This window comes from Aliarcobacter vitoriensis (genome assembly GCF_048320235.1).
GTDB classification, from domain to species: Bacteria; Campylobacterota; Campylobacteria; order Campylobacterales; family Arcobacteraceae; genus Aliarcobacter; species Aliarcobacter vitoriensis.
Map to the genome: position 1 here is coordinate 1,606,290 of NZ_CP182882.1, position 22,796 is coordinate 1,629,085.

Genomic DNA, 22,796 nt, shown 5'->3' on the forward strand with positions numbered 1-22,796 from the left:
AAATCCAAATGATTTGAAAGCTATTCAAGAAGATGGTGTAATATATATAATAGAAAAACAAAAATATCAAAACTTTGGTAATACTACTGTTTTAGATGAAATATCTGTAAATAGTGGAAATTATCTAGGAAGTACAACAGAGAACTCAAACTCATACACAACAGGAAGTATGAATACTGCTACAAAACTTGATTTATCTATTCGTGAAACTCCACAATCAGTAAAAGTTTTAACAAGAGAATATTTAGATGATGCAAATATCACTTCATACCAAGAGTTATTTGATAATATTACAGGTGTAACTACAAATAGAATGGATGAAAGAATACAACCAACCGCAAGGTCATTTGATGTGGATTATTATCTTATTGATGGAATTCCAAGTGTAATGGGATTATCAGAAAGAGACCCAGATTTAATTATTTATGATAGAGTAGAACTTGTAAAAGGTGCAAATGGACTTATGACAGGTGCAGGTAATCCTGGAATGGGAATGAATTTTATACGAAAACATGCAAATAGTAAAGTATTTAAAGGAGATATAAATTTATCTGCTGGTTCTTGGGATGATTATAGTGCATCACTTGATGTACAAACACCACTAAATAATGATGGCACTATAAGAGCAAGATTAGTAGCAAAACATCAAGATAGTAAATCTTTTTTAGATCATTATGAAAAACAAAAAGATACTTTTTATGGTGTAGTTGATATGGATTTAACTGATACTACACAACTATCTTTAGGTGCAAGCTATGAAAAACTTAATAGAAATTGGGTAAAATGGGTGGGATTACCTGCTTTTTATACTGATGGTACTAGAACAAATTTTGATAGATCAACAAATATCAGTTCAGATTGGACTTATTGGAATAGTGAGACTACAACAATATACGCAAAAGCAACACAATATTTATATGAGGATATTTCTTTAAATATAAATTATTTATATAAAGAATATACTCCTGAAACTGCCTTATTCTTTTTTGGTGGAAAAGTTGATAAACAAACAAGTTTAGGTAATGGATTCTTTTCTCTTTCATCAGTTGATAGCAAATCAAAGGAAAATAATATTGATATATATACTTCTATTCCATTTAAACTTGTAGGATTAGAGCATGAAATAGTAACTGGTTTTATGTATAATAAAAATGAATTAGTGAAAAGTAAAAGAGGAACTCCTGTTTTAAGTAGTAAGAATTTATATTTTAATAATATAAATATTCCTTTAGCAACTCCAATTATGAGAAATAGAGATGGAAATTTAGATGAAACTATACAAACAGGAATATATTTAGCTGGTAAATTTTCTTTAATGGAAGATTTAAAACTTATTACTGGAGTTAGAGTTTCAGATTGGGAATATAAAAATAAAACGACTGGTGCTGGGAATAGAGAGTTTACAAATGAACTTACACCTTATGCAGGGTTAGTTTATGATATAGATGAAAATCATTCTATTTATGCAAGTTATACAGATATATTTAAAACACAAACAAGTAAAGATAGAAATGACCAATATCTTGACCCAATAGTAGGAAAAAACTATGAAACTGGTATCAAAGGTGAATACTTTGATAAAAGACTAAATACTGCATTATCTATCTTTAGAGTAGAGCAAGATGGAGTTGCTACAAAAGATGAAAGTGGACCAAACATAGTTACTGGTGGAACAGCTTTTAAAGCTGCAAAAGGAGTTGTAAGTAAAGGAGTAGAGTTTGATATAAGTGGTGAAATAACTGATAACTGGAATTTATCTTTTGGTATAGCAAACTTTGAGGCAAAAGATGCTCAAGATGAAAAGTTCAATACAAGTTCATCAAGAACAACAGCAAATTTATTTACCAAATATAAAATCAATAAAGATTTTGCTATTGGTGGAGGATTAAACTACAAAAGTAAGATTTATTCAGGAAGTGGAGCAAGTCAAATCACTCAAGATGCTTATATTGTAGCAAATGTTATGGCTTCTTATGATTTAACAAAAGATTTAAAACTTCAGTTAAATATCAATAACTTATTTGATAAAAAATATTATTCTGGTATAGGCTCAGATAATATGCACTATGGTGAACCTAGAAGTTTTGCTGTAAATATGAGATATTCATTTTAAGATTTATAAAGAGAGTTTTGCTCTCTTTATATTTATTTAAGGTTAAATTATTATAATTGCAATCTACTTTTTTAGAAAAGTAAAATGCGGGAGTAGCTCAGTTGGCTAGAGCTTCTGCCTTCCAAGCAGACTGTCGCGAGTTCGAGTCTCGTCTCCCGCTCCATAAGCCTTATGTAAAAAGTAAATAACTCTTTACATAAGGCTTTTTTATTTCTTTTGTGCTTCCATAGCTCAGCTGGATAGAGCAACGCCCTTCTAAGGCGTAGGCCGTACGTTCGAATCGTACTGGGAGTACCACTTTAAATATTTAAAATACTAGAAAACTTTTCCACCAACACCTACACCCACATGACCACTACTGTTTACATGAGCAGAAACACAGCCACTTAAAGTAAATATTGTAAATAGAATTAATAGTATATTTCTTAATTTTTTCATATCGTCTCTTTTTGATTTATTTTAACTAATAGTTTAGTGAAGATTTGATTTGAAAGAAATTAGATAGAGAAAATCTCTATCTAAAAAAGTGAATTAAGCAATAACTGCTAGAGTTTGCCCTTCTTCAACAGATTTTGAAGGTTCAACTAAAATTTTTGAGATTGTTCCAGCAACTGGTGCAGTTATATCTATCTCCATTTTCATAGCTTCTAAGATCATTATTTGTTGATCTTTTTCTACTTTATCACCTTCTTTTACAAGTATTTTCCATACATTTCCATTTACTGCTGCTGGTACTTCTGTACCATTGTAAACTGGTTTTGCTGGTGCTTGTTGAACAGGTGCTGCTTGAACTGGAACTTGTTGTACAACTTGAGGTTGAACTACTGGTTGTGATACTTGAATATTATCTACTATACCATCTGCTACTGTTACATTAAATCTTTGCCCGTCTACTATTACTGTGTAATTCCCATTTGCCATTTTCTTTTCTCCTTTGTTATTAGTACAATTTTTTGTTTCATTTTTTCTTACATTTAAAGGTGCTTCACCTTTTAAAAATGCAATACCTTTCTCATCACAAGCAGCAGCTATGAAGATATTCTCTTCAGTTGCTTCTATTCCTTCAATTTCTAATCTTTGTTTCCAAACATCAATTCTTTTCTTCGGATCAGCATCTGCTAAATCCAAAGGATTTTTTGTTGTTGGTTCAAGTTTTAGTTTTTCACTTGCTAATGCGATAATATCTTTATCAGCAGGAACTGGTGTTTTACCAAAATAACCTAAAACCATTCTACCATAACCTGGAGCTATTTGCTTCCATGGTCCAAACATAACATTCGCATAAGCTTGTTGCCAATAAAATTGAGAAACAGGTGTAACAGATGTTCCAAATCCACCTTTTACAACTACTTCTTGCATAGCTTTTATCACTTGAGGGAATTTGTCTAAAGTTCCATTGTCTCTCATCATTTGAGTATTTGCAGTTAAAGCACCACCAGGCATTGGAGAGAATGGTATAAGTGGTGATACTTGAGTAGCTTCTGGTGGAAGGAAGTAATCTTTCAAGCAATCAGCTAAAACTTCTTCATATTGAAGTATTTTATCTATTTGTAAACCACCTAAATCATAGTTCATACCTTTTGTAGCATGAAGCATAGTTAAAATATCTGGTTGAGAAGTTCCTCCGCTAACAGGAGATGCAGCTAAATCTATACCATCTGCACCAGCATCTAAAGCTGCAAGATAACAAGCAACTGAAACACCAGCTGTTTCGTGAGTATGTAATCTAATATGAGTAGAGTCACCTAAAAGTTTTCTAGCCATTTTTATAGTTTCATAAACTTTATTTGGACTACTTGTACCACTAGCATCTTTAAAACAAATAGAATCAAATGGTAAGCCACTATCAAGAATACTTCTTAAAGTTTTTTCATAAAATGGTACATCATGAGCACCTGAACAATTTGGTGGTAAATCCATCAAAGTTACAACAGCTTCGTGTTTTAGTCCATGATTTTTTATACATTGAGCTGAATATTCTAAATTTTGAACATCATTTAAAGCATCAAAATTTCTAATAGTTGTTGTTCCATGTTTTGCAAAAAGTTTTGCGTGAAGGTCAATTAGCTCTCTTGAACCAGTATCCAACATAACAGTATTTATACCTCTTGCTAATGTTTGTAAGTTAGCATCAGGACCTACAATAGATCTAAATTTATCCATCATATCAAAAGCATTTTCTTGTAAATAGAAGAATAAAGATTGAAATCTTGCTCCCCCACCAAATTCAAAGTGATTTATTCCTGCCTCTTTTGCAGCTTCAACAGCTGGAAAAAAGTCATTCATCAATACTCTTCCTCCAAAAACAGATTGAAATCCATCTCTAAAAGTTGTATCCATAATATCTATATATTTTTTAGCCATACTTCTATCCTTGAACTTTGTTGTGATGCTCTATTGCTGCCATTATAGCAGCTACTTTTCTTGCATCTACTGAACTATTTACAACACTTGGATTTGTAATAGTGTTATATATTATATTAGGAGCTGGTACTTCTAATTTTTCTTTTGTAGGAAAAAACTCAACAAAATTTACACCTTTTGCTTTGAGTAAAAATCCGACAATTAGCAAAATTGTAGAGACTAGACCCATTACTATAAAAAAGCTAGTAATAGCTTGAATTAAACCTTCCACTTCCATCCTTTTGTTTGTTAAGACGTAACAATTTATTAAAAGACTTATTCTATGCAAATTTTATAAATTCTTCTTCTTTTTAAGTGCTTTATAAATTGTTAGATATTGCTAATTTTAGTTAAGATTTGTTAAAATGATTTCATGAAAAAAGAGACTTTAGAAAAACGAACAAAAATTGCAAATGATATAATGTATTATATTTACACTCATATTGATACAAACATTGATATAGAAGAACTTAGTATAGATTTAAATGTTAGTAAATTTCATATGCACAGAATATTTAAAGAGATTTTTGGAAGAAATATATATGAAAGTATCAAATCAATAAGGCTTCAAAAAGCTTCAAATTTACTTCTAACAAATAAATACTCGACAATTTCAAATATTGTAAATTCTTGTGGTTATTCTTCTCAATCTTCATTTATTAAAATATTTAAAGAAAGATTTGGAATGAGTCCAAAAGAGTGGAAAAATGGTGGATATAAAGATTATTCAAATAGTATTATTAATACATCACGATTTGCAATGCAGTCAAAAGCAAATTTCAATAATATTATACCAACTATTGTTAAGATGGCATCTATTGAGAGTTATTATATAAGAAATCAAGGATATAATAGAAATATTGAAGCAACATGGCAAAAGCTTCAAACTTGGGTTTTGACAAATAATATAACTTCATATAAAAGGGCTGCACTTTTTCATGATAATCCAACTATTACTCCACTTAGTGATTGTCAATATATCGCTTGTATTATTGTAGATGATGATGAAAATGTACAAAGTGATAGATTACCAAAATTTAAAATAGCAGAAGGTGTTTATGCAAAATTTGATTTAAAAGGTAAATCAGAGGATTTATTGCCTTTTATACAGTGGGTTTATCACGAGTGGTTACCACAAAGTGAATATGAAACAACTACAAAACCATCATATGCTATTTATGATAAACTTGATTTTAGTGATGGACATAATGAATTTGAGTTTAGTTTTTATGTATCAATAAATTTTTAAAGAACAGCTTTTAACCATTTATTTAAAAACTCTTCTCTTGAGTATAATTTCGCTCCTAAATCGAACTTATATTGCATATAAGGGTGTCCTAAATTCCAAAATTCAAAATTTTCATTTTGTAAATGTGTATTTAATAAAACCATTTGCAATTTTCCCCAATCTTTGTATGCTTTATCTTTTGATGAAAATCCAGTAAGAGAAGTATATGTTTTTTTTATCTTATATCCTATTTCTCCAGCTATTAAATTATTGTTTATATCATAAAGTTCTGCACAAAAAAGTTCAAAATCTTCACTTTTTTCATATTTCAAATTTAAAAGTAATTTTTCATAATTTTCTTCAAGCCATGAATCCTTATGATACTCTTTGATTTTTTTTAATACAGCTAGAAAATCATTGTTTATACAAAATTTGAAATCATTTTTATTTAATAGTTTTTTTACTTTTTTACTAATATGAATATCACAGAACTCTAAAACTGCATATTCAAATTGAATTTCAGGAAGTAAGTATACCTTATCTTGAATATTTATTGAAGTTGAAATAAATCCAAAAGTACAAAGTTTTGTGTAAAAATCTTTTGAAAAATCATCACTTATATAGTAATTTGTAGTTGTATTTGGGTATATAATTTCAAAAAGATTTTGTGATGTTAAGTCATCTTTATTTATTAGATATAAAAATTCTTGGCTCATAGCTTTTTAAAATAGGAAATAATCCTATTTTAAAATTTCTCCCATTCATCATCTTGATTTGTTGAAGGTTCTATATTTTTTTGTTTTGAAACTATTTTTTTATTCTCTACTTTTTTAGTTTCTATATTTTGTATTCTTGAAGGTTTTTTATATGTATTTTCAACTTCTTCTTTTCCAATGAAATCTTGAGAAGATGATTCTTCAACAATTTTTTTAGCTATTTCATCAGCTTTTATTGCTATATCTTTTGTATCAGCTGCAATACTTGCATTTTTTTGTGTTTGTTGATCAAGTCCTGTTACAGCATCATTAATTTGTGTAATTCCAGCTTCTTGTTCTTTTGAAGCTGTTGCTATTTCATTGATAGTTTGAGATTGTTTTTCTATATTTTCTAAAAGTTCAGTATATCCTTTAATCATTTCAAAACTTATCTCTTTACCTTCATTTGCTTTTAAAGTAGCACTTTCAACTATATCTTTGATTTGTTTAGCTGCTTCTGCACTTCTTGAAGCTAGATTTCTTACCTCTTGTGCAACCACTGCAAAGCCTTTACCTGCTTCACCTGCTGTTGCAGCTTCTACTGCGGCATTTAGTGATAAAATGTTTGTTTGGAAAGCAATATTATCAATAACTGAAATAGCTTCATTGATTAGGTTTACTTGGTTATTTATTTCATCCATTGCAGTTGTAGTTTCGTTTGCTAAGTTTTGCCCTTTTTTAGCAGAGTTACTAACTTCACTAGAATATTTTGCCATAACAGATACATTATTTGCATTACTTACAACTGTTGATGTAATTTCTTCTAAAGCAGCAGCAGTTTCTTCTAAACTAGCAGCTGCTGCATTTGAACTTTGATTTAAAGTATTTACATTTTCTAGTAGTTCATTTGAACTATTCTGAAGCATTAATCCTGTGCTATAAGATTGTTTTAAAAGTTCAGAAATAATATCTCCTAATTCATTCATAGCAATAGATACTTTAGCATAAGGATTTGGAAATCTATCTGTAAAGTCATGTTGTTTAAAACTATCAATAACTCTTAAAAGTACATTTATATCTCTTGCGATTGTATTTTCTAAATAATTTTGAAGATTTTGTAATAACTCTTTTAATGTTTTTAAATTAGCAGTATCTGGTTCTTTTTCAATTTTTGCTAACATATTACCGCTTGATAGTTCTCTTACAAATTTATCTACATTTGCTATAAATTCATCATCTTTAATAATAGATATTTCAGTTCTTTTTATATTTTCATTTACTACTTTTGCTATCTCTCCAAATTCATCATTGCTATCTAGCTTAATTAAAGATGTAGATTTACTCTCTTCATTAATAAATGCAAAAAATTCAAGAACACCATCTTTTACTTTTTTCAAAGAGCCACTTATTAAATTTATAGTTAATAAAGTGAAGATAATACCTATTGTAGAAATAATCAAAAATATAACTGCAATTTCAACAACTGAAGATTGTGCTTTTTTAACTGTATTTTGAACCATATTCAAAGAAAAATTAAAAGTTCTATTTTTTTGTTCAGTCATAAGTTTACCAAATTCATTTGATATAGGGATCATTACATTAACATTTTTTTCATACTCTTTGAATATTTCACTTTGATTATCTAAATTTGTATTTGATATAAGATTTGATATTAATCCATCAAGAGTTACATAAATTTTTCTCCAATCTTCGTAAGCCTTTTGGAGTGAAGCTGCAGCTTTTTTACCTGCTTCTGTATTTCTTGGAATATCTTGAAAAATTTTCCAATTTTTATCAATAATTTCCCAACTATTTTTTCTTTGTGATGCTATTTGTAATAGTCTATCTTTATTATTTTCAGAACTATTTAGTGTTAAAACATCAAGTGTTTGAGCTCTTATTGACATTCTTTCTGCATTTAAATCAGATAAACTAAGTAAAGCAGGAATTCTTTCATTCCCTATATTTTCTAAATCATTTGATACATTTTTTGCACTATTAAATGAAACTAACCCTATTACTATTAAACCGAAAATAAATACTAACGAGAGTATTTGTAATCTTCTTTTTACAGACATTTTTTTTCCTTTGTAGATAATTTTCAGTATTGTATCTAAAAAGTATTATAAGAAAAATTAATTTATGAAATATTTAAAGGGATAGTTATTTCACATTTTGCACCTTTTAATAATTTATCATTAAAAGATGTTTCAGTATTTGAAACTACAATATTCCCTTGTAAATGTTTCGTTACTATTTCTAAAGACATATATAGTCCAATTCCTGTTCCCTGACTTTTATGTTTTGTTGTAAAATAAGGTTCAAAAATTCTATCTAAAAATTCATCTTTTATTCCGCTACCATTATCATTTATTGTAATAATTAAATTATTATTTGAAACATAAGTAGTGATTTTAATAAATCTATTATTTATATCTTCTTCTTGTAAACTATCAATTGAATTTGAGATAATATTTAGGATAACTTGAATAAGTTCATTTTCATAGTTTAATACTTTTATATCTTCTATCTCTTTTATTATGGTTATGTTGTATTTATCTAAATTAATTTTTAAAAGGTTAATAGCTTTTTTAATAGTATTTGAAATAAAAAATTCATCTACTTCTTTTTCTTTTGAGAAAAAATTTCTAAAATCATCTATGGTTGATGAAAGATGTTGAGAAGAGTTATTTATACTCTCTATAGACTCAAAAAAATCTTTGTCTTCTAATATATTCATATCTTTTTTTAGTTTCAATGATGTCGCTACTGTAGAAATAATAGATAATGGTTGTCGCCACTGATGGGCGATATTTTCAAGCATTTCTCCCATAGCAGCCATTTTTGATTGATGATTTAAAAGATTTTCTTTTTGGATAATTTCTTTAGATTTTTTTTCAACCAAATCTTCAAGGTTAAGATTTATTTGATTAAGAGATTTTGTTTTTTCTTCTACTAAAAGTTTAAGAGATTTATTAATCTTTTTTAATTCATAATTTCTATATAAAAATCCAATAATTATTAATAAAATAGGAATAAATATATAAGTGATAGTTTCATAATCGAACTTTGTTTCAAATTGAACATTTCCCCATCGACTTGTAATATTTGTAATTTCTTCAGTTGATATTGAATTTATAGCTTTATTTAAAATAGGAATTAATTGTATATAATCATCTCGTACCATAAATTTTAATTCAAAATTTATACCACTGTTACCAGAGATTTTTAAGTCATTAAACCCATATTTGGCTATTGAGTAGCTAAGTGTTGGTTTTATATCTATAAAAGCGAATGCTTTATTCTTTGAGACTAATTCTAAACCATCTTTTATGCTATCTACTAAAATTAAATCTAAATTGGGATAATTTTGTTTTAAAAGATTATGAGCTGTGAAGTTATTTCCAACAGCAATTTTTTTATTTATAATTTGTTCAATATTTTCAATAAAGTTTTCATCTTTTTGTGTAACTATTGATATAGGAAAACTTAAATATTTATTTGAAAAAACTGCATATTCTTTTCTTGAAATAGTTTCTCCTACACTAAAAATAATATCACTTTCTTTATTTTTTAAACTCTCTAATTGCTTGTTAAAATTATTAAAAAAAATATTTTGTGTTTTTAAATCTAGTTTCTCAACTATTAGTTTCCAATATTCATAAGAGATACCTAGTGGTTGCTCTTTTTCTGTAAAACTAAATGGCTGCCAGTTTGTTGTGATTGATACTCTTAAATTAGTATTATTTATAAAGTTTTGTTCTTCTTTGGTTAATTCAATATTTTGTGAAAATAAATTTGTAAAAAGAAAAATAGTTATTATAAATTTTTTCATATTTTTCTCCTTATATTTAGAGGTAATCTGTATTATAACAAAAAGTCAATCTTTTTTATACTTTTACCAATTTTTTCTCTTTTATAGGTATATTTATTATCCCTGCAAATATTGCTAAAATAATATCTAAGTACCACATAAAAGTGAAATCACCATAATTATCTACAAATAAACCACCCAAATATGCACCGAAAAATCCACCAATTTGATGAGATAATAAAGTTAGACCAAATAAAGTTGCTAAATATTTTGTTCCAAAAAGTTTTCCTACAATTCCTGCTGTTGGAGGAACAGTTGCTAACCATGTAAAACCAATTGCAATAGAAAAAATATAAAAAGTTAGTTCTGTTTTAGGAGATAATAGATAAATAATAATCATCAAAGCTCTACTTGTATATATCCAAACTAAAATATATTTCATACGATATTTTGTACCTAAATAACCAGCATATAAACTTCCAAATATATTAAATAATCCAATTAAAGCTAAAGAGTAAGCTGATACATTTGCACTATGTCCACAAAGAGCAACTTCATAAGGTAAATGAGTAACCAAAAAAGCTACATGAAAACCACAAGTAAAAAATCCTAAATGCAAATATATATAACTTTTATCTTTTAAAGCCACTATTAACTGCTCTTTAAGTTTTGTATTGTCTTCTTGTACTATTTGTACTTGTTCTTTTTTCTCTTGGTTTGTTAAAATTCTTGCTAGAGGAATTGTTAAAAGTGTAGAAAAAGCAAGAGCTAACATAGAGTAAATCCAACCAAAACCATTTATAATTGCTTGTGTAAGTGGAGCAAAAACAAACTGTCCAAAAGAACCTCCTGCATTTATAAATCCACCTGCAAAAGAACGTTTTTCATTTGGAAGATTTTTAGCTGTTGCTCCTATAAGTATAGAAAAACTTCCAGCACCAGCACCAGCAGCAACTAAAAGACCTAAAGTAAGAATTAGTGAAAATTCTGAAGATATAAAAGGAGTTAAAACTAAACCAAAAAACATTAGTAATGCACCAAAAACTAAAACTCCAAAAGAGCCTTTTTTATCTGCAACTGCACCAAAAATTGGCTGAACTGCTCCCCAAATAAGTTGCCCAATAGCTAAAGCTAAACTAATTGATACAATATCAAGAGTTGTTGAAGAGTTTATTGGAGCTACAAAAAGTCCTAAACTTTGTCGCACACCCATAGTAATTGCTAAAATAAGAGAAGATGAGAGAATTAAAAGCCACATTGCTTTGTTTTGTTGTTGAGTCATTTTTTAAACCTTTTTTTTAATTTCTAAAGAGTCTATTTTTTGAATAGTTTCATAAAATATTTCTAAATTAGATTTATGAATATTTTGTTCAATATAATTTTGAGCTTTATCCCAATACTTTTGAGCATCCATTTGTAATTCTAATCCTTTATGCGTAAGAATTAATAATTTTGCTTTTGACTTTTCAATATTTTGAAGCTCTATTAAATCTTTATTAATAAGAGGTTTTAGATTTCTTACTAAAGTTGTTCTTTCAAGATTTACAATTTCTGCAAAATCATTCATTTTTATAGGTTGAACTCTTTTTAGATTTACTAAAAGTGAGTATTGAGTTACATTAAGTTCGCAATTTTTTAAAAAATTATCATAAATTGATGTTATTTTTCTTGCAGTTCTTCTTATATTTGTACAATGACAAAGAGTTTTTTGATTTAGTTTCAATTAATATCCTTATTAAAGTGTATATACACTATCTTAAGATTGAATAATAAAATATAGTTCCTTAAAATAAAATAGTATGAAAAAAGATTAATCTTAGTTTAGATATAATCTCATAAAATTTCAAAAATCACTCACTAATTAGGATAATCATGTCAAAACAACTATTACAAAAACAAGCAGATACGATAAGATTTTTAGCTGCTGATATGGTACAAAGAGCAAACTCTGGACATCCAGGTGCTCCAATGGGATTAGCAGATATTGCAACAGTTTTAAGTAAACATTTAAATATAAATCCAGCTGATGAAAAATGGCTAAATAGAGATAGACTGGTTTTTTCAGGTGGTCATGCAACAGGATTAGTTTACTCTTTACTTCATTTATGGGGCTTTGATGTATCTGTAAATGATATGAAAAACTTTAGACAAACTCATTCAAAAACTCCAGGACATCCAGAATATGGACATACTCATGGAATAGAAATCACAACTGGACCATTGGGACAAGGTATAGCAAATGCTGTTGGTTTTGCAGCAGCTGGAAAATATGCACAAAATTTACTTGGAAATGATGTAATAAATCATAAAGTTTATTGTCTTTGTGGAGATGGAGATTTACAAGAAGGAATTTCTTATGAATCAACAGCAACAGCAGGGCATTTGAAACTTGACAATCTTGTAATTATTTATGATTCAAACTCTATTACAATTGAAGGTGATACAAGTATTGCTTGGAGTGAAAATGTTAAAAAAAGATTTCAAGCTATTGATTTTGAAGTAATAGAAATAGATGGACATAATTTTGAACAAATTGATAAAGCTTTAGTTCAAGCTAAAAATTCAACACAACCAGTTTTAATAATAGCAAAAACGGTTATTGCAAAAGGTGCAGTTACTCTTGAAGGAAGTCACCATTCACATGGAGCTCCACTTGGAGTTGATGAAATAAAACAAGCAAAAATAAAAGCTGGATTTGATCCAGAAGTTGATTTTTTTGTAAGTGCTGATGTAAAAGGTGCCTTTGATAAATTAATAGTTGGTTCAACTTTACAAAATGCTTGGAATGAAAGTTTGAGTTTGGAAACTAAAGAGAAAATAAAAGAGCTACAAAATCCAAATTTTGACTCTATTGTTTATCCAACTTTTGAAGCAGGAAGTAGTGTTGCTACAAGAGATTCAAACCATAAAATATTAAATGCAATAGCTTCTTTCGTTCCAAGTTTTTTAGGTGGAAGTGCTGATTTAGCTCCATCAAACAAAACTGAATTAAAAGGTATGGGGGATTTTCCAAATGGTAGAAATATCCATTTTGGTATAAAAGAACACGCAATGGCTGCGATTACAAATGCTATGAATTTATATGGATTATTTAGAGTTTATAGTGCAACTTTCTTTGTATTTAGTGATTATTTAAAACCAAGTGCAAGAATAGCAGCACTTGCAGGAATTCCTCAACACTTTATTTGGACACACGATAGTATTGGAGTTGGAGAAGATGGACCAACTCATCAACCAATTGAGCATTTAAGTCAATTTAGAGCATTACCAAATTTTTATACATTTAGACCAGCTGATGCTACTGAAAATGTGGATTCTTGGAAAATTGCACTTAAAATGTCTGCACCTACTGCTTTTGTTTGTTCAAGACAAGGTTTAAAAGTTTTAAAAGATGAAAAAGCTTTTGGAAGTGTAGCAAATGGTGGATATTTATTAAAACAAAGAGAAAATGCAACTATAACAATTATGGCAAGTGGAAGTGAAGTAAATTTAGCACTTCAAACAGCTTGTGACTTAGAAAAAGATGGAATATTTGCAAATATTGTTTCTGTTCCTTGTTTTGATTTACTAGTAGAGCAAGATGAAACTTATATAAATAAAATTATTGATAAAAATACAAAAGTTTATGCAGTTGAAGCAGCTAGAGGTTTAGAATACTATAAATTTGCTGATGTTGTTTTTGGAATGGAAACTTTTGGAGCAAGTGGAAATGCAAATGATTTATTTGATGAATTCGGATTTACAGCGGATAAATTAAAAGCGAAAATTTTAGCTGATTTAAAATAGAGATTAAAATTAAAAGGAATTAGTTTGTTAAAAGGATTTATCGCTTTGCTAGTTTTTCAATTTCTAGGAGAGTGTATATCAAAACTTTTTGATTTATTAGTTCCTGGTTCTGTAATTGGAATGTTACTTCTTTTGCTATTTTTATTTATAAGAAATGGTAGTTTTAAAAGTCTTGATAATGCTGTCTCTTTACATTTAAAATATCTCCCTTTATTATTTATCCCTGCTGCTATGGGAATTATTACGCAAGTTGATATTATTACAAAAGAGTTTTGGGCTATATTTATAGCACTATTTTTTGGTACTTTAATTGCTCTTGTTTTTGCAGCTAAGCTTATGGATTTTTTAACTTCAAAGGTGAAAAAAGATGAACTTTGAGGCATTGGCAAACTATATAAATTCAACTCCTCTAATATGGCTAATAGTAACTTTAGGTGCCTATAAAATTGGAATAATAGTATATGAAAATTTTAATAAACACACTTTACTTCAACCGATAATTATTGCATATATGATTATTTTACCTATTATTGTATTATTTAATATTCCTTTTGAAGAGTATTTTAAAGGTGTGGAGATGATAAACTTTTTTTTAGGACCTGCAACTGTTGCTTTAGCACTTCCTTTATATAAAAACTTAAAATATATAAAAACTCTTTTTATTCCTATTGTTATAACTCTTATTGTTGCTGGAGTTGCTTCTATAATTGTAGCAGTAGCTCTTTTATATATTTTTGGAGCAGATTTACCAACAATTTTATCAATGACAACAAAATCAATAACTGCACCAATAGCAATAATAACTTCAGAGCAAATTGGAGCAATACCATCTTTGGCGGTTGGGTTTGTTTTAATAGCTGGAATTATAGGAGCTTTATTTGGAACTTTGGTATTTAAAATATTTAAAGTTAAATATGAAACTTCAAAAGGTTTTGCTCTTGGTTTAATATCACATGGAATTGGAACTGCAAGAGCAGTTGAAATTGGAGAAAAAGCTGGTGCTTTTGCTGCTCTTGCTATGGGACTTTGTGGAGTAATTACCGCAATATTTTTACCAATTATAATAAATTTATTAAAGTAATAAAGGAAGTTTTTGAAAGAGTCTCTTTTTATATATGGAACACTTATGCCAAACTGTCCAAATGCATATGTTTTAGAAAATATTGTAGGAAAATTTGTCCCAGCAATTGTAAAAGGAAAACTAATAGATGCAGGTTGGAGTGCTAGTATGGGATATCCTGGAATTAGGCTTGAAATGGGAAATGATAATATTCATGGATTTTTATTTTATTCTGATAATTTGATAAACCATTGGGAGAAACTTGATATCTTTGAAGGTGAAGAGTTTGTAAGAACTCCTATAACTGTAGAAAGATTTGATGAAATAGAGGTTGAAACATATATTTACACATTAAAAGATGAAATAATTGAGATGTATGAAGACAAAATATGATTTTGCCTATTTCTATATTTGTATTAACACTTTTATTTGTGATAATTCAGCCCAAAAATATTCAAATAGGAACAAGTGCAATTATAGGAGCAATTGTTGCTTTAATTTTTGGAGTTGTGGATTTTAAAGATGTTTTAGATGTAACTTCTATAGTTTGGGATGCAACTTTAGCTTTTATTGGAATTATAATTTTGTCTATGGTTTTAGATGAGATTGGCTTTTTTGAGTGGGCTGCACTTAAGATGACAAAATTATCAAATGGAAGTGGAATAAAAATGTTTATTTATTCTATTTTATTAGGAAGTTTTGTTTCAGCTCTTTTTGCAAATGATGGAGCAGCTTTGATTTTAACACCAATCTTACTTGTAAAAATGAAAATTTTACAGTTAAATAATAAAACAATAATAGCTTTTTTACTTGCTGGTGGTTTTATAAGTGATAGTGCTTCCTTACCTTTTGTATTTTCAAATCTTACAAATATTGTAACAGCAAACTATTTTGATATAGGATTTATAGAATATTTTTTAAATATGATTATTCCATTTATTGTAAGTGTTATTGCTTCAATATTTTTTTTATGGTTAATTTTAAGAAAAGATATTCCTAAAAGAGTTGAAATTAGACTTTTAAAAGAACCTAAAAGTGCTATAAAAAATATTAAATTATTCTATTTTTCTTGGATATTTTTGGCATTCTTGCTTATTGCTTATTTCATTTCTGATTCCTATAAACTTCCTATCTCAATTTTTGCTTTAGGTGGGGCAATTGTATTTTTAATAATTGCAAATTTTTCAAAAAGTGTAAAAGCATTAACAATTATCAAAGATGCTCCTTGGCAAATAGTTTGGTTTAGTATAGGGCTTTATATAGTTGTTTATGGACTTAAGAATGCTGGATTAACAGATGAAATAGCCAAAATTCTACACTTCTTAGCTTTACAAGGAGATACAATTGCTGTAGTAGGAACAGGATTTATAAGTGCAATTTTAAGTGCCGTTATGAATAATTTACCAACTATTATGATTATGGATATAGCATTAAAAGATATAGGTAATAGTTCTATGATTTATGCAAATATTATAGGATGTAATCTTGGACCTAAAATGACACCTTTTGGAAGTTTAGCAACACTTCTTTGGCTTTATGTTTTAAGTAAAAAAGGTGTAAAAATAAGCTTTTGGCAATATAGTAAATTTGGCTTGATTGTTACTCCACCTGTTTTAATACTTGTGTTATTAAGTGTGTAAGATTTTAATTAAGGATAAAGGTGAAATAAAAAAGCTTAGTGTGTAAATATAAACTTGATTTAAACCAAATTTACTTTTATGCTATAATAAAACTACTTTAATGATAAAGGATAAAATATGAAGAATAAATGCTTATCTACACTAATTCTTGGAAGTTTACTTTTTTTAACTCAAGCAAATGCTGATACAGTCAAAGAAGAGATATTAAAAGATGAAACAAAAATCAATATAAAACAACAAGAGTTAAATAAAGATATTGAGGAAGCTAGAGTAAAATATAGTAGTAAACCTTCTAAATTAGAGGAAAAACAACTAAAATATAAAGACAAACAAAAAGAGTTAGATTCTAAAAAGCAAGAGCTAAAATATAAAAAAGATAATATTGAGTTATTAGAAAAGATTGAAGATAAACGATACCAAATTCATTTAGAAAAAATAAAATCTAAACCAGATATGGATAAAATTGAAAAACTAACTAAAGAAAGAAATATTTTAGAAGAAGAATTTGATAAAAACAGACCATAAAAGAAATCGATGAGTTTTAGTAACTCATCGACCCAGCATTTAATAATCCAATTGATATTGATAAAAATGCCATCAAAATTCCTACTGGAACTACACCTTTATTGATTTTTTCATTAAAAGAGAATTTTCCACTAATTCTTGTAACAACAAATGCAAAAACAAGCTGAATAATTATAGCAACAGCTCCCCAAAATGCAAAATCTAAATAAGAAACAGAATTCTCCAAAGCACTATAAAGTGGAATAGAAACCCCAATAATAGCCCCTCCAAAACCTAAAGCAGCAGCTATATTATTTTCTTCAAAAATAAGATTATAATCATCGTATGGAGTAACAATAGCATACAAATAAAGAAAAGCAACTACCAAAACGATTGCTGTAAAGAAAAATCCTAGAAAACTTAAAAACAGTCCAAAATCCATTTTTTATCCTTTTTTTATTTTATTCTATCAAATTTTCATAAAAATTATATAATTTAAGTAAGATTTAAACAACTATATATTACGATATTCATTATTGATATATAAGGAATATAAAATGTGTAACAATTTACTTTTAGGAAATAGGTTAAATCAAAAAAGTTCTTCAGAGATTTTTACAAATCTCATAGAGAGTAATAGTTGGGATATTCTTATAAAGATGTTCTCTTTAAATATTTTAGATATAAATAGTAGGGATTGCAAAGGTAGAAATGCTTTGTATTATGCAATCATTAAAAATAAATTAGAACTTATAAAAGCATTGGTTGATTTAAGAATTAGCTTATATGTAAGTCCAAATTTGTCAGCTATGAATTTTGCAGTTTATTTGGATAATGTTAAAGTTTTAAGATGTCTAAAAAACTGTGGTTTAAATATAGATATGATTGATGAGATTAATTCTACGCCCCTTATTTATGCACTTTTATATAAAAAACAAAATAGTGTAAATTTTTTGATAAGTAATGGTGCAAATTTAGAACATGAAGATTTTATGGGAAATTGTGCAAAAAATTTAGTTTGATTTATTTGTTATAAAATTTTAAGAGCAAATTAAATCCAATATTTTTTCACTGTTTTTACAAAAATTACCATTTTTTTCTATTAAAAGTAAATCTTTTGCATATCCTTTTGAAGTAGTAAGCTTAGAGCTTTCTATTTCAATACCAAAATCATCAAAAACTTTTGCTATATAAGCAAATAAACCTTTTTGGTCTTTAGTATGTATTTTCATAGATGCTAAATATTCACTATGATTACAATCTATTTTAATATCGTTTCTTTTTATGATTGGTTTTTTAAGTTTTATATTTCTATTCATATCAAAAGAATCATTTATAATCTCTTCTATTAAATATAATTCTTCATCTAAAGCCTTTTTAGAAAAAGATATTTCAAAAATTTTCTTTTCATCATATAGTTTAAATATATTCATACCATTCATATCTAAATATTGAAGTTTACCCAATAGATATCCTAGATTTAGAGGGATTTTTCTAGTGATCCTTATCTTTAGATAGTTTTCATTGATGATATCAAAACTATAAGTTGATACATCTTTTGCCTTTATTGCAATATCTAAAATATCGACACTTTTTAATCGTAAAAACATCTGGTTGGAAGATATTTGAGATATTTTTCTTTTTAGTATATTTGGTAAATCTTGATAATTTGGTAAAGTTTTTATACGATTTAGCTTTGAAACTCTTGTAATACTTGCACGAATTAACTCTGGGTCTTGAAAAGCTAAAATACTTTTTTTGTACAAAACTTTTAAAAGTTCTGCTGTTGAACTATTAAAAAGATATTTATTAACTGCACAAATATCACAATATGTTAGGACATATAATATTTTTATCTCATTAATATTTTTGAAAAGACCTATGAAATTTAAAATAGTTTTTTGTGAGTAAATATCTTCATTCATAGAAATTCTTGACATTTGGTCGTGGTATCTTATGATATTTGCACCAGTTTTTATAAGTTCATCATCAAAACCAAAGTTTTTCATAGCTTTTTTGAAAATATTTTCTCCAATTATATGGTGGTCTTTTCTTCTTCCTTTACCAATATCATGATAAAGTGTAACAAGCCTTGTTAATATTTTTTCATCTTTAGTTAAGTTATCATAAATATCTTTTATAAAAGAATCGTCTATATTTGTAACAAGTTTTAAAGCTTGTAAAGAGTGAATATCAACAGGATGTCTATGATAACCATCAAATTGAGATAGATGTAAGATTTTCTTAAAATTAGGAAGTAAGATGGATAGGAGTTCACTATTATAAAAAAGTTTTAAAATAGGGTATAGATTTTCATTGCATAAAAGAGTTTTAATATCTTTTTTTATATTTTTACTTATTATTTTTGGTCTTTTTGTTTGACTTGCAAAATATACATAAGATCTATCAAACCCATTTATATTTTGTGGAAAACTTATCAACTCTTTTAATAAACTTGAAAGTTTTACACTTTTTCTATTAAAAGAACAAAACAACCTATTTTCTATGATATATATACCTTTTTCGTATCTATATTCTTTTAAATTTTTCAAATTCTCTGTATCAAAAAATATTGATTTTACAAATTTAGAACTCATATTTGAGTGAAAATTATGAATTGTATGTAAAGAAGAAAAAACTTTTGACATAAACTCAAATTCATTTTTAAATCCTAGCTTTTTACTTAACTCTGGTAATGTATCAAAAGATATTAAATCGACTTTCTTTTTATGAATTGTATGTAGAGTATTTCTTGTTTGAAATATAAAATCTAAAGCATTTGTAAATTTTTTGTAAGAATTGATATTTAATTTTGTTCCTACTAACTCTTTTGCTTTTTGAACATCATAGACAACATTTAAAATCCAAAAAAGCATATTTGCTTCTCTAATTCCTCCATACCCTTCTTTTAGATTTACTTGCATATCTAAAGGGTGTTTTTTTAATCTTTGAGTGTGCATATAAAGTTGTTCTTCAATAAATTTTCTTTTTTCTATTTGTCTCAAATTTTTTACAAATATTTCAAAATTTTGGTAAATTCTTTTTGAACCAAAAATATGTCTAGATTCTAAAAGAGAAGTTTTTATAGTAATATCATCTTTTGCTAATTCATAAAGTTCATCAATCTCATCAAGTCTTACGACTCTTAAACCAAGTTTTAAACCACAATCCCAAGCAAAAGCTACAAATCTTTCTATAATTTTAGAAATATCGTAAGAATGACTATTTTTATATAAAATCATAATATCAATATCTGAGTGTAAACATAGTTCAACTCTTGCATAAGAACCTAAAGCTATAAAACTTATGAATCTATTGTTTTTAAAATTTGAACTTACATAAGAGAATATTTGAAATAAGAATTTATCAATATTTCTAGTATGTTTTTTGAAAAATATTTTACTGTTATTTGTATTTGCACTTTTTAAATAATCTAAATAAGTTTTTTTAAATATTTTTGAAGTATCGAAGCTATTTTCACTAAAGTTATTTAAGTGAAAATTTTTAATCATTTTTTTGAAATCCCTATATTAAACTCTAAAATCATATTTTCTGCTAATCTATCTAAATTTGATTTATCATTTTTATCTTGTACATCAAGTGATAAATTCAAAATATTTTTATGGTATCTTTCCAAAAAAGTTAGTATATTAGGTGATTTTTTATAAGGGTTATTTATAGAAGTTCCCAAATTTATAAGTTCTAATACTGTGTGCTTTTTGCCCATAAATGCAGCATAATTTATAGGTTTAACACCAAAATAGTCAGCTTTATTTAAAATATCACCATTATAAGAAGAAATAAGTTTTATATAGTTTTCTTTATCTTTAAAGATTGTTGTGTGTATTATATTTCTTCCTTTCTCATCTACAAAAGTGCAATCAGCTCTTAGATTTAATAGAAGTTTTACAATATCTTCTTTATCGTTTAGTATTGCAAACTCTAAAGCTGTAAAACCTTTGTCATTTTTACTATTTATATCAACTCCAGCATTTATAAGATTTTTAATTGTCACTAATAACATTCTTCTATCTTCTGATTTTTTTGTTAAATCTTGTTCTAAAAGTCTAAAAATTATATTGTTCCCATTTATATCTGTTTCATTTAAATTAATATTTTTTGTTCTTAAGATTTTAAATATTGAAATATTAAAATTCAATAAAGTAGGAAAAAATAGTGGTTCATTTTTAGAGTTAAAATTATTTACATTAATATGATAGTTCTTGATAAGTAATTCTAATATATCTTTATATTGGGCATTTTGTACTATTTGATTTTTATAAATATCTTCTAAAAATATTTCATTTTCAATGTTTAAAAGAATATCAATCAAAATTTCTATTATAGATTTTCCATACTTATTTTTATAATCTAATTTTGCACCTTTTTCAATATATAGTTTTATTAAATCATAATTTTCTATTCCACTAAAAACTAAAATATCTAGAACAGTTAAAGCTTCTATATTTTGTCTATTTAAGTTTAATTTTTCTAAATTATTTAATAAATAGTGAATCAAATCTCTATCTAAACTTCTTGTTATATTAAAAAATATAGTTTCATTTTGATTGTCTATTGCTTGAACATTTATATTAAGTTGAACTAACTCTTTTATTAGTTCTGCTTGAGAATCTCTTTTTGATGTTTTTGAAATTTGTAAGAAGTATTCTACAGCTTTCATCAATATATTTTTATTTTCACTATTTTTTATATTTAGATTAAATCCAAGTTCACTAGCTCTTTTTATAAAATTAATTCCTTTAATGCCTTTTGTAACAATATAAAATAGGTAACTTTGTTGATTAGCATTTATTATTGTTGGATCCGTACCCTGATTTAATAAATATAAAGCTAAATCGATATTTTTTAGAGAATTATCTAAATGTAAGATAGTGTTTCCAGCACTATTTTTATGGTTTATATCAATTTTTTTTAAGGATATTATTTTTTTTATAATATTTAAATTTCCATTGATAATTGCATCAAATAGTACATTGTTTCCGTTGTTATCACAATTTGTAAAAAGAGTTGATTTTTGTATTAAAAATCTAATAAGTTTATTATTTGAATTGTGTATTGATTCTTGTAAAACTGTTCTATTTTGCTTATTTAAATGGTTTAAATCTGCACCAAAATCTATTAAAGTATCCAATAGTCTAGTATCTTTTGAATAAATTGCATAAAATATTGCACTCTCTTTTAAATTATTTTCAAGTTCTATATCTATTTTATTTTCTAGCAACCACAAACAAGAATTATATAAATCTTTTTTACAACAAGATAGTAATATGGGCTCATCATTAATATATAATGAGTTTAAATCAATTTTTGATTTTGTATAGATTTTATTTATGTTTTCGATATTAAATTCAGGATTTATCAACTCTTTTATTAAATCTTCATTTGAATATTTGTTGAAACTATTTAATAATCCTAACATTACTCTCCCATTTTTAAATAAATTAAATGATTATATAACAATATAAATAATTTTAATGTTAATAAAAATTAATAAACTATTTTATGTTTCGTTTTTACACACAAATATATACA

Annotated in this window: 20 protein-coding genes and 2 tRNA genes; 11 read left to right on the forward strand and 11 right to left on the reverse strand. The window is 26.7% G+C overall.

The features are described 5' to 3' along the window. Positions 1 to 13: 13 nt before the first annotated feature. The 3 genes from ACNSOS_RS08000 to ACNSOS_RS08010 all read left to right on the forward strand — a co-directional run bounded on the left by ACNSOS_RS08000 (position 14) and on the right by ACNSOS_RS08010 (position 2,410). A complete protein-coding gene (locus tag ACNSOS_RS08000; protein ID WP_418184887.1) occupies positions 14 to 2,113 on the forward strand; it encodes a TonB-dependent siderophore receptor in 2,100 nt (699 codons plus the stop codon). A gap of 86 nt (positions 2,114 to 2,199) precedes the next feature. Next, positions 2,200 to 2,276, forward strand: a tRNA-Gly gene (locus ACNSOS_RS08005). A gap of 57 nt (positions 2,277 to 2,333) precedes the next feature. Further along, positions 2,334 to 2,410 (forward strand) — tRNA-Arg (locus ACNSOS_RS08010). An 18-nt stretch (positions 2,411 to 2,428) separates the two neighbouring features. On the opposite strand, the gene ACNSOS_RS08015 is transcribed toward ACNSOS_RS08010, so the two are convergent. The 3 genes from ACNSOS_RS08015 to ACNSOS_RS08025 form a co-directional block, all read right to left on the reverse strand. Further along, positions 2,429 to 2,551 (reverse strand): hypothetical protein, encoded by a 123-nt coding sequence (locus tag ACNSOS_RS08015; RefSeq protein WP_418184888.1) that lies wholly within the window; start codon positions 2,549 to 2,551, stop codon positions 2,429 to 2,431. Between the two features lie 93 nt (positions 2,552 to 2,644). Next, positions 2,645 to 4,477, reverse strand: a complete 1,833-nt coding sequence (locus ACNSOS_RS08020) for a biotin/lipoyl-containing protein (RefSeq protein WP_113892333.1) — start codon at positions 4,475 to 4,477, stop codon at positions 2,645 to 2,647. 4 nt (positions 4,478 to 4,481) lie between these two features. Then, positions 4,482 to 4,748 (reverse strand): OadG family protein, encoded by a 267-nt coding sequence (locus ACNSOS_RS08025; RefSeq protein ID WP_113892335.1) that lies wholly within the window; start codon positions 4,746 to 4,748, stop codon positions 4,482 to 4,484. Between the two features lie 141 nt (positions 4,749 to 4,889). On the opposite strand from ACNSOS_RS08025, the gene ACNSOS_RS08030 reads away from it, so the two are divergent. Beyond that, a complete protein-coding gene (locus tag ACNSOS_RS08030; RefSeq protein WP_113892337.1) occupies positions 4,890 to 5,765 on the forward strand; it encodes an AraC family transcriptional regulator in 876 nt (291 codons plus the stop codon). On the opposite strand, the gene ACNSOS_RS08035 is transcribed toward ACNSOS_RS08030, so the two are convergent. From ACNSOS_RS08035 to ACNSOS_RS08055, 5 genes are all read right to left on the reverse strand, one after another. After that, positions 5,762 to 6,460, reverse strand: a complete 699-nt coding sequence (locus ACNSOS_RS08035; protein WP_418184889.1) for a hypothetical protein — start codon at positions 6,458 to 6,460, stop codon at positions 5,762 to 5,764. The two genes, ACNSOS_RS08030 and ACNSOS_RS08035, sit on opposite strands and share 4 nt — an antisense overlap. Positions 6,461 to 6,489: 29 nt before the next feature. Next, a complete protein-coding gene (locus tag ACNSOS_RS08040) occupies positions 6,490 to 8,517 on the reverse strand; it encodes a HAMP domain-containing methyl-accepting chemotaxis protein (protein ID WP_418184890.1) in 2,028 nt (675 codons plus the stop codon). Positions 8,518 to 8,579: 62 nt separating this feature from the next. Next, a complete protein-coding gene (locus ACNSOS_RS08045; protein WP_418184891.1) occupies positions 8,580 to 10,274 on the reverse strand; it encodes an ATP-binding protein in 1,695 nt (564 codons plus the stop codon). Between the two features lie 55 nt (positions 10,275 to 10,329). Then, a complete protein-coding gene (locus tag ACNSOS_RS08050; RefSeq protein WP_418184892.1) occupies positions 10,330 to 11,535 on the reverse strand; it encodes an MFS transporter in 1,206 nt (401 codons plus the stop codon). A 3-nt stretch (positions 11,536 to 11,538) separates the two neighbouring features. After that, entirely contained in the window at positions 11,539 to 11,976 is a 438-nt protein-coding gene (locus ACNSOS_RS08055; RefSeq protein WP_113908809.1) for a MarR family winged helix-turn-helix transcriptional regulator, read from the reverse strand. Between the two features lie 149 nt (positions 11,977 to 12,125). Between ACNSOS_RS08055 and tkt the strand changes: the two genes are divergently transcribed. The 6 genes from tkt to ACNSOS_RS08085 all read left to right on the forward strand — a co-directional run bounded on the left by tkt (position 12,126) and on the right by ACNSOS_RS08085 (position 17,264). Next, the gene (gene tkt / locus ACNSOS_RS08060; protein ID WP_418184893.1) at positions 12,126 to 14,039 is read left to right on the forward strand and encodes a transketolase; all 1,914 of its coding nucleotides are present in this window, start codon (positions 12,126 to 12,128) and stop codon (positions 14,037 to 14,039) included. A 24-nt stretch (positions 14,040 to 14,063) separates the two neighbouring features. Further along, the gene (locus tag ACNSOS_RS08065) at positions 14,064 to 14,417 is read left to right on the forward strand and encodes a CidA/LrgA family protein (protein ID WP_418184894.1); all 354 of its coding nucleotides are present in this window, start codon (positions 14,064 to 14,066) and stop codon (positions 14,415 to 14,417) included. Beyond that, positions 14,407 to 15,120 carry an LrgB family protein gene (locus ACNSOS_RS08070; protein ID WP_418184895.1) on the forward strand — a complete coding sequence of 238 codons (714 nt, stop codon included), beginning with the start codon at positions 14,407 to 14,409 and terminating at the stop codon, positions 15,118 to 15,120. The genes ACNSOS_RS08065 and ACNSOS_RS08070 overlap by 11 nt, the downstream gene beginning before the upstream one ends. A gap of 12 nt (positions 15,121 to 15,132) precedes the next feature. Next, positions 15,133 to 15,492, forward strand: coding sequence for a gamma-glutamylcyclotransferase family protein (locus ACNSOS_RS08075; RefSeq protein ID WP_418184896.1), 360 nt, complete (start codon positions 15,133 to 15,135; stop codon positions 15,490 to 15,492). Then, entirely contained in the window at positions 15,489 to 16,739 is a 1,251-nt protein-coding gene (locus ACNSOS_RS08080; RefSeq protein ID WP_418184897.1) for an arsenic transporter, read from the forward strand. The genes ACNSOS_RS08075 and ACNSOS_RS08080 overlap by 4 nt, the downstream gene beginning before the upstream one ends. A gap of 117 nt (positions 16,740 to 16,856) precedes the next feature. Further along, complete coding sequence (locus ACNSOS_RS08085) at positions 16,857 to 17,264, forward strand: hypothetical protein (protein WP_418184898.1); 408 nt, start codon at positions 16,857 to 16,859, stop codon at positions 17,262 to 17,264. 16 nt (positions 17,265 to 17,280) lie between these two features. Here the strand turns inward: ACNSOS_RS08085 and ACNSOS_RS08090 are convergent, their stop codons facing one another. Further along, a complete protein-coding gene (locus ACNSOS_RS08090; protein WP_113908798.1) occupies positions 17,281 to 17,685 on the reverse strand; it encodes a DUF350 domain-containing protein in 405 nt (134 codons plus the stop codon). A gap of 115 nt (positions 17,686 to 17,800) precedes the next feature. Between ACNSOS_RS08090 and ACNSOS_RS08095 the strand changes: the two genes are divergently transcribed. Next, positions 17,801 to 18,265, forward strand: a complete 465-nt coding sequence (locus tag ACNSOS_RS08095; protein WP_113892360.1) for an ankyrin repeat domain-containing protein — start codon at positions 17,801 to 17,803, stop codon at positions 18,263 to 18,265. Between the two features lie 18 nt (positions 18,266 to 18,283). On the opposite strand, the gene ACNSOS_RS08100 is transcribed toward ACNSOS_RS08095, so the two are convergent. After that, the gene (locus tag ACNSOS_RS08100; protein WP_418184899.1) at positions 18,284 to 20,755 is read right to left on the reverse strand and encodes an HD domain-containing protein; all 2,472 of its coding nucleotides are present in this window, start codon (positions 20,753 to 20,755) and stop codon (positions 18,284 to 18,286) included. Next, positions 20,752 to 22,683 (reverse strand): ankyrin repeat domain-containing protein, encoded by a 1,932-nt coding sequence (locus ACNSOS_RS08105; protein ID WP_418184900.1) that lies wholly within the window; start codon positions 22,681 to 22,683, stop codon positions 20,752 to 20,754. The genes ACNSOS_RS08100 and ACNSOS_RS08105 overlap by 4 nt, the downstream gene beginning before the upstream one ends. Between the last annotated feature and the right edge of the window lie 113 nt (positions 22,684 to 22,796).

What these genes read in the sequence shown, in the direction of transcription:
- ACNSOS_RS08070 (WP_418184895.1), top strand. Translation starts at nt 14,407, where the DNA reads ATGAACTTTGAGGCATTGGCAAACTATATAAATTCAACTCCTCTAATA.
- ACNSOS_RS08020 (WP_113892333.1), bottom strand. Translation starts at nt 4,477, where the DNA reads ATGGCTAAAAAATATATAGATATTATGGATACAACTTTTAGAGATGGA.
- ACNSOS_RS08040 (WP_418184890.1), bottom strand. Translation starts at nt 8,517, where the DNA reads ATGTCTGTAAAAAGAAGATTACAAATACTCTCGTTAGTATTTATTTTC.
- ACNSOS_RS08045 (WP_418184891.1), bottom strand. Translation starts at nt 10,274, where the DNA reads ATGAAAAAATTTATAATAACTATTTTTCTTTTTACAAATTTATTTTCA.
- tkt (WP_418184893.1), top strand. Translation starts at nt 12,126, where the DNA reads ATGTCAAAACAACTATTACAAAAACAAGCAGATACGATAAGATTTTTA.
- ACNSOS_RS08035 (WP_418184889.1), bottom strand. Translation starts at nt 6,460, where the DNA reads ATGAGCCAAGAATTTTTATATCTAATAAATAAAGATGACTTAACATCA.
- ACNSOS_RS08030 (WP_113892337.1), top strand. Translation starts at nt 4,890, where the DNA reads ATGAAAAAAGAGACTTTAGAAAAACGAACAAAAATTGCAAATGATATA.
- ACNSOS_RS08085 (WP_418184898.1), top strand. Translation starts at nt 16,857, where the DNA reads ATGAAGAATAAATGCTTATCTACACTAATTCTTGGAAGTTTACTTTTT.
- ACNSOS_RS08090 (WP_113908798.1), bottom strand. Translation starts at nt 17,685, where the DNA reads ATGGATTTTGGACTGTTTTTAAGTTTTCTAGGATTTTTCTTTACAGCA.
- ACNSOS_RS08105 (WP_418184900.1), bottom strand. Translation starts at nt 22,683, where the DNA reads ATGTTAGGATTATTAAATAGTTTCAACAAATATTCAAATGAAGATTTA.
- ACNSOS_RS08015 (WP_418184888.1), bottom strand. Translation starts at nt 2,551, where the DNA reads ATGAAAAAATTAAGAAATATACTATTAATTCTATTTACAATATTTACT.
- ACNSOS_RS08050 (WP_418184892.1), bottom strand. Translation starts at nt 11,535, where the DNA reads ATGACTCAACAACAAAACAAAGCAATGTGGCTTTTAATTCTCTCATCT.
- ACNSOS_RS08100 (WP_418184899.1), bottom strand. Translation starts at nt 20,755, where the DNA reads ATGATTAAAAATTTTCACTTAAATAACTTTAGTGAAAATAGCTTCGAT.
- ACNSOS_RS08080 (WP_418184897.1), top strand. Translation starts at nt 15,489, where the DNA reads ATGATTTTGCCTATTTCTATATTTGTATTAACACTTTTATTTGTGATA.
- ACNSOS_RS08095 (WP_113892360.1), top strand. Translation starts at nt 17,801, where the DNA reads ATGTGTAACAATTTACTTTTAGGAAATAGGTTAAATCAAAAAAGTTCT.